The sequence below is a fragment of the Stenotrophomonas sp. DR822 genome (assembly GCF_019793815.1).
GTDB lineage: Bacteria > Pseudomonadota > Gammaproteobacteria > Xanthomonadales > Xanthomonadaceae > Stenotrophomonas > Stenotrophomonas indicatrix.
Window position 1 is genome coordinate 1596295 of record NZ_CP081826.1, and the last position, 14204, is coordinate 1610498.

General features: G+C 67.0%; 9 protein-coding genes. 4 read left to right on the top strand and 5 right to left on the bottom strand.

All coding sequences use genetic code 11. The features are described 5' to 3' along the window. Positions 1–160: 160 nt before the first annotated feature. A complete protein-coding gene (locus tag K5K93_RS07360) occupies positions 161–2920 on the top strand; it encodes a TonB-dependent receptor (RefSeq protein WP_222390404.1) in 2760 nt (919 codons plus the stop codon). Between the two features lie 405 nt (positions 2921–3325). Here K5K93_RS07360 and K5K93_RS07365 read toward each other — a convergent pair whose 3' ends face one another. Beyond that, the gene (locus K5K93_RS07365) at positions 3326–4939 is read right to left on the bottom strand and encodes an alpha-glucosidase family protein (RefSeq protein WP_222390405.1); all 1614 of its coding nucleotides are present in this window, start codon (positions 4937–4939) and stop codon (positions 3326–3328) included. A gap of 203 nt (positions 4940–5142) precedes the next feature. Here K5K93_RS07365 and K5K93_RS07370 point away from each other — a divergent pair, with 203 nt between their 5' ends. Next, positions 5143–6141: a polyprenyl synthetase family protein gene (locus K5K93_RS07370; RefSeq protein ID WP_080149467.1), complete on the top strand. Its 999-nt coding sequence runs from the start codon at positions 5143–5145 to the stop codon at positions 6139–6141. A 71-nt stretch (positions 6142–6212) separates the two neighbouring features. On the opposite strand, the gene K5K93_RS07375 is transcribed toward K5K93_RS07370, so the two are convergent. After that, complete coding sequence (locus K5K93_RS07375) at positions 6213–7004, bottom strand: dienelactone hydrolase family protein (protein WP_099783146.1); 792 nt, start codon at positions 7002–7004, stop codon at positions 6213–6215. Between the two features lie 129 nt (positions 7005–7133). Here K5K93_RS07375 and K5K93_RS07380 point away from each other — a divergent pair, with 129 nt between their 5' ends. After that, on the top strand, positions 7134–7721 hold the full coding sequence (locus K5K93_RS07380; RefSeq protein WP_093817577.1) for an SMI1/KNR4 family protein: 588 nt from the start codon (positions 7134–7136) through the stop codon (positions 7719–7721). A gap of 103 nt (positions 7722–7824) precedes the next feature. On the opposite strand, the gene murD is transcribed toward K5K93_RS07380, so the two are convergent. The 3 genes from murD to K5K93_RS07395 form a co-directional block, all read right to left on the bottom strand. Further along, positions 7825–9234: a UDP-N-acetylmuramoyl-L-alanine--D-glutamate ligase gene (gene murD, locus K5K93_RS07385; protein ID WP_222390406.1), complete on the bottom strand. Its 1410-nt coding sequence runs from the start codon at positions 9232–9234 to the stop codon at positions 7825–7827. Then, positions 9215–10567 (bottom strand): UDP-N-acetyl-alpha-D-muramoyl-L-alanyl-L-glutamate epimerase, encoded by a 1353-nt coding sequence (murL, locus tag K5K93_RS07390; protein WP_222390407.1) that lies wholly within the window; start codon positions 10565–10567, stop codon positions 9215–9217. The genes murD and murL overlap by 20 nt, the downstream gene beginning before the upstream one ends. A 90-nt stretch (positions 10568–10657) precedes the next feature. Continuing rightward, complete coding sequence (locus K5K93_RS07395) at positions 10658–13252, bottom strand: bifunctional aspartate kinase/diaminopimelate decarboxylase (protein ID WP_093817574.1); 2595 nt, start codon at positions 13250–13252, stop codon at positions 10658–10660. A 75-nt stretch (positions 13253–13327) separates the two neighbouring features. Here K5K93_RS07395 and K5K93_RS07400 point away from each other — a divergent pair, with 75 nt between their 5' ends. Beyond that, the gene (locus K5K93_RS07400) at positions 13328–14200 is read left to right on the top strand and encodes a PhzF family phenazine biosynthesis protein (RefSeq protein WP_222390408.1); all 873 of its coding nucleotides are present in this window, start codon (positions 13328–13330) and stop codon (positions 14198–14200) included. Positions 14201–14204 lie beyond the last annotated feature (4 nt).

Below are 14204 nucleotides of genomic sequence, written 5' to 3' on the forward strand. Positions count from 1 at the left end.
ATTACAACCCTGCAAACGCCATTGAATACGTATGCAGGGTGATTCCCACGAAGAACGCGCTGCCTACCATAGCGGCGACGACAGCGGCCACCGCGTCGCACGTCCTCGACACCATCGGGACGACCACGAATCGCACTACAACATTGCCTGGGAGGGGAAAATGTTGAACCACAAGCGCAGTGCGCTGAGCATCGCGTTGGCCGTCGTACTGGCGCCATCGCTGGCAGCAGCGCAGTCCACGCAGAGCACGGCAACCCCGCCAACCGGCACCGCCGCCACCAACCTGGACACCGTGCAGGTCACCGGCATCCGTCGCGGCATCGAAAGCGCCATCGCCACCAAGCAGGACGCCACCTCGGTGGTCGAGGCCATCTCCGCCGAGGACATCGGCAAGCTGCCCGACGTCAGCATCGCCGAATCGATCTCGCGCCTGCCTGGCCTTGCCGCACAGCGTGTGGCCGGTCGTGCGCAGGTGATCAGCGTGCGCGGACTGTCGCCGGATTTCGCCACCACCCTGCTCAACGGGCGTGAAGTGGTCAGCACCGGCGACAACCGCGGCGTCGAGTTCGACCAGTATCCGTCCGAGCTGGTCAACGGCGTGACCGTGTACAAGACCCCCGATGCAGCGCTGGTCGGCCAGGGCCTGTCGGGCACCATCGACATGCAGACCGCACGTCCGCTCAGCTTCCCCGACCGCGTCATCGCCGTCAGCGGCCGCTACCAGAAGAGTTCGTTGGGCCGCGCCGCCGACACCGACCCGTACGGCAACCGCTTCAGCGCCAGCTACATCGACCAGTTCCTGGACAAGACCCTCGGCATCGCCATCGGCTACGCGCACAGCGACATGCCGATCCAGGAAAACCAGGTGGGCCTGTACGAGCCGTGGACCACCGAGCACACCACCAACGGCAACCGCCCCGGTGTTGCCGCTGGCACCTACTTCACCGACGGCATCAAGGCGCTGCGCCGCACCGGCAACAACAAGCGCGACGGTGTGATGGCCACGATCCAGTTCCGGCCGAACAACAGCTGGACCAGCACCTTCGACGCGTTCCATACCGAAGCGGAACAGGTCGACACCGCCAACCAGTTCGAGCTCAACCTCAGCAACTACAACGGCGGCTACACCCCGGGACTGCTGGTCAGCAACCCGCAGGTCAACGCCAATGGCACCTTCACCGGTGGCACCGCCAGTGGCGTGTACCCGCTGGTGCGCGGCATGTACAACAAGCGCAAGGACAAGATCGATGCGTTCGGCTGGAACAACGAGTTCACCTTCGGCAGCGTCAAGCTGGTTGCCGACCTGAACTATTCCAAGGCCACTCGCGACGAACTGAACCTGGAAAACAACCTGCAGCTGACCCCGATGCCGCAACTGGATACGGTCGGTGTGCAGTTCCGCCAGGATGGCTTCTCGCAGATCAGCCCCGGCCTGGACTACTCCAACCCGGACGCGCTGTTCCTGACCAACACCATCTACGGTTCTGGTTACGGCAAGGTGCCGCAGGTGGAAGACCGCCTGAAGGGCGGCAAGCTGGCCGCGACCATCGCCCTGCCCGAAGCGATCGCCTCGTGGGCACCGGACCTGGATATCGGCGTGAACCATGCCGACCGCCGCAAGGTGAAGACCCAGTCCGAAGGCAACATCCTGCTGGGCGCGCAGGGCGATGCCAACATCGCATCGGATCTGCAGTACCGCCCGGTCAACCTCGGCTTCGCCGGCCTGGGCACCATCCCGGCCTGGAACGTGCCTGGCGCGGTCGGTCGCTACATGACCTTCAATCCGGTCGACAACCTGGACTACCTGATTCCCAAGTCGTGGACGGTGCAGGAGAAGATCACCACCGCCTGGGCGCGCCTGAACATCAACACCGACATCGGCGTGGTGGGCGTGCGCGGCAACATCGGCGTGCAGATGCAGCACACCGACCAGAGCTCGGACTCGCGCTACTGGGACAGCTCGCAGGCGGCCGGCAACAACATCCAGCCCTACTCGGACGGCCGCAAGTACAACGACTGGCTGCCCAGCTTGAACCTGGCCTTCATGTTCCCGCATGAGCAGACCCTGCGTTTTGCCGCAGCCAAGCAGGTCGCGCGCCCGCGCGTGGACCAGATGCGCGCGGGCCTGGAGTTCGGCGTCGATACCGGTACCGGCCGCCCCGGCGGCAGTGGCGGCAACCCGCGGCTGGACCCGTGGCGCGCCACCGCACTGGACCTGTCCTATGAGAAGTACTTCGGTGAGAAGGCCTATGTGGCTGCCGCGATCTTCTACAAGGACCTGAAGAGCTACGTCTACACCCAGTCGGTGGACAACTACGACTTCACCGGCCTGCTGGGCAACTATGTGCCGCCGCCGGGCATGGTGGTGCCGGTGCTGCCGACCGGCACGTTCTCGACTCCGGTGAATGGCAAGGGCGGCACCCTGAAGGGCCTGGAGCTGACCGCGTCGTTCCCGCTGGAAATGCTGACCGACAGCCTGCGTGGCTTCGGCGTGCAGGCCAGCGCGACCTTCAACAAGAGCGACATCCAGATCCTGGATCCGGAAAGCGCGTCCAGCGTGGGCACCGACCCGATCAGCCTGCCCGGCCTGTCCAAGCGCGTGTACAACTTCACTGCCTACTACGAGCGTAGTGGCTTTGAAGCACGCGTGAGCCAGCGCCGCCGTTCGGACTTCATCGGCGAGATCGGCAACTTCAACGGCAACCGCACCCTGCGCTATGTCGTGGGCGAGAACGTGACCGATGCGCAGATCAGCTACACCTTCAGCGACAGCAGCAGCCTGCGTGGGCTGACCCTGCTGCTGCAGGGAAGCAACCTGACCAACGAGCCGTACCGCACCTACGCCGGCACCAAGGATCGCCCGCTGGAGTACATCGAGTGGGGCCGCACCTACATGCTGGGCGTGAACTACAAGTTCTGAGGTAGCGCCGGGCCATGCCCGGCGACAGGACTCGGTAGTGCCGGCCGCTGGCCGGCACCCCCATCGGTAGCGCCGGGCCATGCCCGGCGACAGGACACAGGGAACAGGACCGGAAACCCGCTGCGCAGGCAGCGGGTTTTCCTTTGTGCGCACAACGCGATGGCCAGTGAAGCGTGATCGGTACGGCCCCATCCACGCATGGCGTGGATCTACCGTTGCATCACTCATCCACGCATGGCGTGGATCTCCCCCACCGCATCGCAATCGATGCGTGGCGGGCATTCATTCGCCCCCCCCCGGTAGATCCACGCCATGCGTGGATACGCTGCACCGGAACCGCACCCACAAAAAAGGGACGGGGCGCTTCGGCCCCGTCCCCGCAAGTACCGCCACCGGAGAAATCGGTCAGCTGCGTCGTGCGCAATACACCGCACGCGGCGGCAGCTGCAGTTCATTGCCCTGCACCGTCCCCGCATCCGGGCCCGGCACAACCACCTGCTGCCAGTTGCCCGCCGGCAGCGGATGGCTCACCGCTTCGGCCGACAGGTTGAAGGCGAGCAGGAGAGTTTCATCTGCAAGCATACGCTCGAACAGCAGCACTGGCTCGGCACTGTCCAGGAACCGGATGTCACCGTGCAGCAGGGCCGGCTGGGTACGGCGCCAGGCCAAGAAGCTGCGGAAGGCCGACAGCACCGAATGCGGATCCTGCGCCTGCACCGCCACGGCCGCCGCCTGGTGCTCGGCCGGGATCGGCAGCCACGGCTTGCCGGTGGTGAAGCCGGCCAGCGGCGCGTCGATCCACGGCAGCGGCGTGCGGCAGCCGTCGCGCCCCTTGAAGTTGGGCCAGAAGGTGATCCCATACGGGTCCTGCAGCGCCTCGAATGGTACTTCGGCCTCGGCCAGGCCCAGTTCCTCCCCCTGGTACAGGCAGACCGAACCGCGCAGTGAACACAGCAGCGCCACCAGCATCCGCGCCAGGCGAGGGTCGGCCGGACGGCCACCCCAGCGGCTGACCGCCCGCTCCACATCGTGGTTGGACACCGCCCAGCACGGCCAGCCTTCGGTCATTGCCGCTTCCAGGCGCGAAACGGTGTCGCGGATGTAGGCCGCGCTGTAATCGTTGACCAGCAGCTCGAAGCTGTAGCCCATGTGCAGGCGGCCATCCTGGGTGTATTCGGCGGTGGTCGCCAGCGAATCCTCCGAGGAGATCTCGCCCAGGCTCACCGCCCCCGGGTACTCGTCCAGCAGGGCGCGCAGCTGCTCCAGGAACGGCAGGTTCTCCGGCTGGGTGTTGTTGTAGTAGTGGTACTGGTAGGCGTACGGGTTGTCCGCGCTGAAACCGCGGCCGACGCGCTTGTCGGCCGGCTTGGGCGGGTTGTCGCGCAGCTGCGCGTCATGGAAGCAGAAGTTGATCGCATCCAGGCGGAAGCCATCCACACCCCTGTCCAGCCAGAAGCGCACGTTGTCCAGGGTCGCCTGCTGCACCTGCGGGTTGTGGAAATTCAGGTCCGGCTGGTCCACCAGGAAATTGTGCAGGTAGTACTGCTCGCGGCGCGGCTCCCACTGCCAGGCGCCGCCGCCGAACAGCGACAGCCAGTTGTTGGGGGGCGTGCCGTCTTCGCGCGGATCCACCCACACATACCAGTCCGCCTTCGGGTTGCTGCGGTCCTGGCGGCTCTCGCGGAACCAGGCATGCTCGATCGAGGTGTGGCTGAGCACCTGGTCGATCATCACCTTCAGGCCCAGGCCGTGGGCCTTGGCCAGCAGCCGGTCGAAGTCGTCCAGGCTGCCGAACAGCGGATCGACATCGCGGTAGTCGGCGATGTCATAGCCGAAATCGGCCATCGGCGATCGGAAGAACGGTGAGATCCAGATCGCATCCACGCCCAGCGCGGCGATATGGTCCAGGCGCTGGATGATGCCGGGCAGGTCGCCTACCCCGTCGCCGTTGGCGTCGAGGAAACTGCGCGGGTAGATCTGGTAGATGACGGCTCCGCGCCACCATGGATAGTGCGACATCGACAGCCCCCCTCCGGGCATGCGGGGCCCGCCGGAAGCGGGCCGAAATCCTGCTCCCGCAAGCTTAGCGGCGGCTCCCCGACGATGGCGCTGCCTGCATACGTATTCACGCCCGGCCGGTCCGGCTCACGCGCCGGTGACGCCATCCGCCCGAATTCACAGGCAACGCCTATAATCAGGGATGAGCCTGAAAGCCTGATCGCATGACCATCACCGAAGACACCCGTCCCGCCCTGGGCCTGTCCCAGATCCAGTCGCTTGCCGCAGCCGACATGGCTGCCGTCGATGCCCTGATCCGCCGCCGGCTGTCCTCGGATGTGGTGCTGATCAACCAGATCGCCGACCACATCATCTCCGCTGGCGGCAAACGCCTGCGGCCGATGCTGGTGATGCTGGCCGGCCATGCGGTCGGCGGCTCCGGCCCCGAGCACCACCAGCTGGCAGCGATCATCGAGTTCATCCACACCTCCACCCTGCTGCACGACGACGTGGTGGACGAATCCAGCCTGCGCCGCGGCCGCAGCACCGCCAATGCACTGTGGGGCAACGCGCCCAGCGTGCTGGTGGGCGACTTCCTGTACTCGCGCAGCTTCCAGCTGATGGTCGAGCTGGACCGGATGCCGGTGATGCAGATCCTGGCAGACACCACCAACCGCATCGCCGAAGGCGAGGTGCTGCAGCTGCTGCACGTGCACAACCCGGATACCGACGAAGCCGCCTACCTGCGCGTGATCGAGCGCAAGACCGCGGTGCTGTTCGCCGCCGGCACGCGCCTGGGCGCACTGGCCAGCGGCGTCGATGAAGCCACCCAGCAGGCCCTGTACGACTACGGCATGCACCTGGGCTACGCCTTCCAGATCGCCGATGACGTGCTGGATTACTCGGCCAACGCCGACGAGCTGGGCAAGAACCTGGGTGACGACCTGGCCGAAGGCAAGGCGACGCTGCCGCTGATCCATGCCATGGCCCACTCCGATGAGGCCACCCGCCAGCGCCTGCGCGCGATCGTGCAGAACGGTGACGCCTCGGCGATGCCGGAAGTGCTGGCGGCGATCCACGCCACCGGCGGCCTGGAATACAGCCGCCGTCGTGCCGAGGAATATGCAGAGGCCGCCGAACGGGCGCTTGACGGCCTGGCCGACAACGATGCCGTCGCCGCCCTGCGCGGCCTGGCCCGCTACGCGGTACAGCGTTCGCATTGATGGAGGAGTGCCGACCAACGGTCGGCACCTGCAAGAACGGGTGGGTGCCGACCGTTGGTCGGCACACCTTTTCAACGCCTCTCGAAACGCTCCTCGAAGAACTCATCCAGTGCCTTCCAGGCGCGCTTGGCGGCGCGTTCGTTGTACTGGCAGCCCGGCGGGCTGTTGGCATCGCGCTCGGCAAAGCAGTGCACCGCACCGCTGTAGTTGGTGAACTCCCAGTCCACCTTGGCCGCATCCATTTCCTTCTGGAAACTGCCGATATCCTCGGCGGTCACGCTCTTGTCGTCGGCGCCGTTCAGCACCAGCACCGACGGGTGGCTGCCGCCGGCCTGCGCCGGCAAGGGGGAGCCGAGCCCGCCATGCAGGCTGACCACGCCCGCCAGCGGCGCGCCGGCGCGGGCCAGTTCCAGCACCGTGGTGCCGCCAAAGCAGAAGCCCACTGCGCCGATCCGGCTGGCGTCCAGCGGCGCCTTGCCCGCCTGCGCCTTCAGTACGTTGACCGCCTCCAGCGCTCGCGCCCGCAGCAGCGGCCGGTCGTTGCGCAGCTTGGTCGCCACCGGTCCGGCCTCGGCATCGGTCTTCGGCCGCACGCCCTTGCCGTACACATCGGCCACCAGCACCACATAGTCATCGCCCGCCAGCTGCTTGGCCTTCTCGATGGCCGATTCGTTCACGCCCTTCCAGTTCGGCACCATCACCAGGCCGGGACGCTTGTCAGCATCTCCATCGTCATAGACCAGCACGCCACTGAAGGTCGTGCCCTGGTGCTTCCACTCCACCGGCTGGGTCTTCATCGCCGCCCACGCTGGCATCGCTGCCAGCCCCAGTACCATCGCCACCCCGCAACGCCAACGGTTCATGCGCCTGCTCCAGAAAAAGGGGACGGAGGGGATTAAGCCGTAATCGCCCCTCCCGCGTCGCATTCTGCATTGGCGGCGTGACGCAGGTGTGGTTGGATACGACTTGATCCCCTCCGTCCCCTTTTCTGCATGAACCTTGTTGATCGCTTTCTGTCTGGATTGATCCCGCGACTGCCCGAGGAAGATGCCCCGCAATGGGCGTGGACCGAAGGCGCCAGCGAGGCCGACCTGCAACGCCTGCGCGCGCAATGGCCGCAGGTGCCCGACAGCCTGGTCGAGCTGCTTTCGCGCGTGGACGGCACGCACTTCCGCGACTATCCGAAGGGCGAGGTCTGCGTGCTGATGCTGGGCTCGGACGTGGGCGACTACCCGTACTACCTGCGCTCCATCGCGCAGATCTTCGAAGACCAGCAGCAATGGGACGACAGCATCCGTTCCATCTACGAGGAATGGCTGGAAGAAGAACCGGAGATCCTCGGTGCCGGCATCGATGCCGACCTGCCGATGAGCCGCCGCCTGTGCTTCTCGCACTGCATGAACAACGGCGGCACCTCGATGCTGTACCTGGATTTCGATCCCGCACCCGGCGGCAGCGTTGGCCAGGTGGTGCGCTACCTGCACGACCCGGACAGCTACGCGGTCATCGCGCCCAGCTTCGATGCGTACCTGCAGCAGCTGATCGATCGCGACTACAGCTTCCTCGACGAGGAACGTTGACCGTGTCGTGGTGACGGCAGCCGGCGTGGGCTCGGCTCTCCAGTAGATCCACGCCATGCGTGGATGAAATCCCCGGGTTGCCGGCCACCGGCCGGCACGGACGTCAGGCGATCCCGATGCCCGGAATCGCGCTGATCGTATCCGGGTCGAACCCGGCCAGCTCGGCGAAATGCCGCCCGCGTGCAACGTAATCGCGGTAGGCGCCATAGCTCGGCGCGCCCGGCGACAGCAGCACCACCCCACCCTGTCCGCCCAGTGCGCGACGCGCCAGCGACATCGCATCAGGCAGATCGGCCGCGGCGTGCAGGCCGAAACGACCGGCGTCGGCCAGCGGCTGCAGCATCGCGTGGATGCGCGGGCCGTTGCTGCCCATCGTCACGATCTCCACCGGCGGCACGTCGTGCGCCATGTGCTGCATGAAATCAGTCCAGTCCAGGCCACGATCGTGCCCGCCCACCAGCAACGCAATGCGCTGGCCGGCAAAGCACTCCAGCGCCGCCAGGCTGGCATGCGGCGTAGTGCTGATCGAATCGTTGACGTAGGTCAGGCCATCGGCCTGGCCGATGCGTTGCAGGCGGTTCGGCAGCGGCCGGAAATCCTGCACCGCCGGCGCCAGCGCCACGGCATCCAGGCCCAGTGCCTCCAGCGCGGCCAGCACCGCGCACAGGTTGCCGCGGTTGTGGCGGCCAGGCAGTGGCGTATTGCGGGTGTCAAATACCGCCTGCCCGCCGCGATGCACGATGTCACCGCGCATGTGCCAGCCCTGCGGCTGGTTGAACCAGACCACCTCGCTGCCGGGCAGCGACAGCGCCGCCAGATGCGGGTCTGCGGCATTGAGCACGGCAACGCGCGGCGCGGCCCCGGTCACCAGCTGCAGCTTGTCTTCGATGTAGCGCTGTTCGCTGCCGTGCCAGTCCAGGTGTTCCGGGAACAGGTTCAGCACCACCGCCACCTGCGGGTGCGCACCACTGCGCGCGACCTCGCCGGTCTGGTAGCTGGACAGCTCCACCGCCCAGTACGCAGGCGCCGGTTGCGGGTCCAGCACTTCCAGCAGTGGCAGGCCGATGTTGCCGACCAGGCCGGTGCGATGTCCCGCTGCGCGCAGCAGGTGCGCGACCAGCGCGGTGGTGGTGCTTTTGCCCTTGGTGCCGGTCACGCAGATCGTGTCGCGCACGGTGCCATCGGCATCGGCATGTTCGGCAAACCACAACGCCGTGCCGCCGATGAATCGGGTGCCCTGCTCCGCCGCCGCCAGCGCGATCGGCAGGTACGGGCTGATGCCCGGCGACTTGATCACCACCTCGAATGCCGCCAGGGCCTCGGCCGACGGTTCACCACGCACGTCCAGCACGCCCTGCGTTTCCGCACGCGCGGCCGCGACCTCGCTGGCCGGGCAGAACAGGCTCAGGCCAAGCGATGGCAGGCGCGCGCGCAGCACCGCATACGCAGCACGCCCCTCACGTCCCCAGCCCCACAGCGCTACGCGCTTGCCTTCAAGCTGCGAAATCTTCACGCACCCGTTCCCACAGCGTCGCCGGAATACGATGGTCGCCCTGCAGCTGCATCAGCGGTGCAAGCTCCAGCTCGGCCGCATCCAGCTGCGGCTGGATTTCATTGCAGAAGCGCTTTACCAGCACGTCTTCCTTCCACTCCGGGCGCTGCGCCAGGGTGGCCATCGCCGCACGCGATTCGCGGCCTTCGCCCACGCATTCGAACGGCTTGTGGTCCTGGAATTCCAGCAGTGCATCGAAGCCACCAGCCTGCTCGATGTCATCCAGCAGGTTGCGCCCGAAGATGCTTACCAGGCGGGTCTTGGGCATGAACGGGGCCAGCGCCAGGAACACGAAGTGGCACTTCGGACAGACGCCGCACCAACGGTTCACCGGGCGCTCGCCGAGGATGTGGAAGTTGCGGTTGCAGCTGGAGAAATGCGCGTCGTAGAAATCACTCTTGGCGAACTGGCGGGCCACCGCCAGCTCCGACATCGGCCGCAGCAGCGAGTAGTACTGCAGGTCAGCGGCCACCTGTTTCTGCAGGTACATGCCGAAGGCCTGCTCGAACGCCCAACCCTTCGACCACTGGTGGTTGACCTCGCCGGTGCCCGGAATCTGGCTGCCGTAGCTGGCCGAACGTTCGTTGGAGAACACCACCTGGTCCACACCCTGCAGCAGCGCCGCCAGTACCATGATCGCCGAGTTCACCGCGGTGACCGGGATATGCCCGTTCCATGCACCCTGGCGGTTGAGCTCGAACAGCTCCGGCGCCAGCGCGCGGCCCAGGTTCAACGTCGGCAGCCCGGTGCGCTCGGCACAGGCACGGATCAACTGCGAACCCCCGATCCAGGTCACCGTCTCGTCCACGCCGGCCCGGCGCAGCGCTTCGATGCTGACCAGCGAATCCTTGCCACCGCCGATGGCCACCAGCGCATGCGCCTGCAGGCCCAGCACCGGCGCCTGCACCGCCTCGCCCTGCACCGGCAGGCGGAAGCGCCCACGCAGGTTCAGGCCGTTGCGGTAGGCGAATTCGCCCAGGCCGTTGAGGTAGATGGTCTCCACCAGCGCTGCGGTATCGGCATCGATGCTGTAGCTGTCGATGCTGACCGTATCGGGCACCCCGGCCTTGTAGTAGCTCACGCCGGCAATCAGGTGCAGCAGCCGCAGCGCGCGCTGCACGGCATCGGCACGGGCCGGTTCCAGCACGAACGGAGCGCCGGGCACGGTAACGGTTTCCACCATTTCCGGGCCGTCATCGAAGGCGTAGACCAGCTTGGCCACGCCGGTGTCCGCGGCGAATTCGCAGCGGACGAAGCGGAAGCGGGAAACCTGGTGTTTATCGAAAGCAGTCATGGTGAATCCAGTTCAAGCACGGTCAGGCACGTGCCCGCGCGCAGGCGCGGGACGTGTCGGTGGGCGGGTGCAGGGCGCGGAAGGCGGCGATCATTCGATCACGTCTTCGCGCGGCATCGCCCGCTGGTTGTAGGTGTTGGACATCACATAGCCGTAGGCACCGGCGTCGGCGATCAGCATCACATCGTCCGGCGCGGTCGACACCGGCAGCTTGCGGCGCTTGCCGAACACATCGCTGGATTCGCAGATCGGGCCGACCACATCGAACGCCGCCTCGGCGTAACCGCCCTGGCGGCTGAGGTTCTCGATGTCGTGCCAGGCGTCGTACAGGGCCGGGCGCATCAGCGTGTTCATGCCGGCATCCAGGCCGACGCGGCGCACGCCATCCTTCTCCACCACCTGGGTGGCGTGGGTCAGCAGCACGCCCGATTCGGCCACCAGGAAGCGGCCCGGCTCGATCGCCAAGCGGAACGCCGGATGCAGCGCCTTGACCTCGGCCAGGCCCTCGGCCCAGGCATCCAGGTCGAACGGCTCGTCTTCCTCGCTGTACGGGATCGGCAGGCCACCACCGATGTCGATGGTGTGCACGCTGCCGATGCGGCGCGCGAAGCCTGCCAGCTCATCGCACATCAGGCGCCAGTGCTGGGCGGTTTCCACGCCGCTGCCAAGGTGCGCATGCAGGCCGACCACGCGGGTGCCCAGCTCGGTGGCCGCGCGCACGAACTCGTCCACGCGCGCGATCGGCAGGCCGAACTTGGATTCCTTGCCACCGGTGCGGACCTTGGCGTGGTGGCCTTCGCCACGGCCCAGGTCCACGCGCAGCCACAGTTCGCGGTTGCGGAACAGGTCCGGCCAGCGTTGCAGGGCTTCGACGTTGTCGACAGTGACGGTCACGCCCAGCGCGAACGCCGCTTCGTACTCGCTGCGCGGGCAGAAGCTGGGGGTGAACAGCACGCGCTTGGGCGACAGTTCCGGAATGGCCTGGAACACATGCTTCAGCTCACCGTGCGACACGCACTCCAGGCCGAAACCTTCGGCCTCCAGCAACTGCAGGATGGCCGGATGGCTGTTGGCCTTGATCGCGTAGTAACGCTGGTCGATCGGCTTGATCGCCGCCAGCGCGCGGGCACGCGCCCGTACCGTCGGCAGGTGGTAGACGTAGCGCGGGGTGCCGGCATCGGCCAGCTGCAGCAGGTGCGCACGCTGGCCGCGCCACCACGGCGTACCACGCGGACGCACGGTGCCGGCGATTTCACGCCAGCGCGGGCCGAACACTTCGGTCTCCTCCACCGGCATCGCGCCGCTGTCGATCAGTTCGGCGTGCAGGATCGGCAGCAGGCCATCGGCATCGGCTTCGTCGATGACGAAGGTCAGGTTCAGGTCGTTGGACGACTGCGAGATCATGTGCACGCGCTCACGACCGAAGGTCGCCCACACGTCCGACAGCTTGTGCAGCAGCGAGCGCATGCCCAGGCCGACCAGGGTGATCGCCGCGCACGGCACGATCACCTTGACCTTGCAGATCTGCGACAGGTCGGCCGACAGCGCGGCCAGCACATCGGTGTTGACCAGGTTCTCGGACGGATCCAGCGATACGGTGACGTTGGTCTCGGCCGAACCGATCAGGTCCACCGACAGGCCGTGCTTCTTGAACAGGCCGAATACATCGGCGAGGAAGCCGACCTGCTGCCACATGCCGATGCCTTCCATCGACACCAGCACGATGCCGTTGCGGCGGCTGATCGCCTTCACTCCGGGCACCGGCGCGGCATTGCCGTCGATGCTGGTACCCGGCAGTTCAGGACGCTCGGTATCGAGGATCGCCATCGGCACGCCCGCATCGCGGCACGGCTTGATCGAGCGCGGGTGCAGCACCTTGGCGCCGGTGGTGGCGATTTCCTGCGCTTCGTAATAGTCCAGGCGGGTCAGTAGACGCGCGTCCGGCACGTCCTTGGGATTGGCGCTGAACATGCCTGGCACATCGGTCCAGATCTCCACGCGGCTGGCGCCGAGCAGCGCACCGAAGTACGCCGCCGAGGTATCCGAGCCGCCGCGGCCGAGGATGGCAGTGCCACCGTCGGCGTGACGGGAGATGAACCCCTGGGTGATCAGCAGGCGCGTGGGCTGCGCGCGGAAGCGCTGCGCCCATTCCGCATCGGCACGCCACTGGCAGTTCACCGACAGGCGCTGCGACCAGTCGCTCTGGTTCGGCTGCGGCGGCAGCGCGTCCAGCCACTGGCGCGCATCCATCCAGCCGAAATCCAGGCCGCTGGCACGCAGGTAGGCCGCGCCCAGGCTGGAAGACAGCAGTTCACCCTGGCCGAGCACTTCGGCCTGCCAGTCCAGAGGTCGGCTGGGCGCACGCGGGTCGTCCAGCAGGCCCTGCAGCGCGGCCAGCCGCTCGGCCAGCACGTCCGCGCCCAGGCCCAGCTCGTCCAGGAAGGCCTGGTGGCGTTCGACCAGCGCCGCCACGCGATCGCGGCTGTCCGGCGCGCCATCGGCAATCGCGGTCAGTTCATTGGTGACCCCGGACAGCGCCGAAACCACCACCAGAACGCGCGAACCGGTCTCTTCGGCCCGTTTTTTCGCCAGCTTCCCGATCGTGTCCCAGCGGTGGCGACGCGACACCGAAGTGCCGCCGAACTTCAGTACGATCCAACGATCGACAAGGGGGGAAGCTGACATGGATAGGCTATGTGTAATGTGGGGAAGCCGCCCTTGGGGGCGGAACCTTCGATTCTAAGCCCAATACACCCGTCAATGACCGCCTACCGCTACCTGCAGCTCGATGTCTTCGCCCACCAGCCCGGTACCGGCAACCCGCTCGGCGTCGTGTTCGACGCGGATGGACTGTCCACCGACCGCATGCAGGCTCTGGCCGCTTGGCTGAACCTGTCCGAGACCGTGTTCTTCCTTCGCCCCACCGCTGCCGGCGCCGACTACCACGTGCGCATCTTCACCCCTGCCAGCGAGCTGCCCTTCGCCGGGCACCCCAGCGTGGGCGCCGCCTGGGCTGCGGTCACCTGCGGCCTGGTGCAGCCACGCGACGGGGCCCTGCTGCAGCAGTGCGCGGCCGGCCTGCTGCCGGTGCAGGTCACCGGGCCGGCCAACGCGCCTACCATCCACCTGGCGAGCCCAGCGGCACGGTCGCTGCCGGCAGTGCCAGACGGCATTCCTGATGCCCTGCACGCTGCTGCCGCCGAGGGCCAGCGCGCCGAGCTGTGGGACAACGGCCCGCGCTGGTGGCTGCTGCCGCTGCGCGACGCCGAGGCCGTACGCACGCTGGCAGCGGACATGGCGGCCCTGCGCGACTGGAGCATTGCCACCAACGCGCTCGGCATCGCCGTGTTCGCGCTCGAAGCCGATAGCGGGCACCACCTGGTGGTGCGCGCGTTCTGCCCCGCCGATGCGCCCAACGTGCCGGAAGACCCGGTGACCGGCAGCGCCAACGCGCTGATCGGCGCCTGGCTTCGGCAGCGAGATGCCCTACCCGGCGAGAACCGGACCTATGTGGCCAGCCAGGGCCGCGAGGTCGGCCGCGACGGCCGCGTCCAGGTCACTGTGGATGCGCAGGACACGGTGTGGATCGGCGGCCAGGTGCAGCTGGTGATAGACGGCAACATCACCTGGTAGCGCC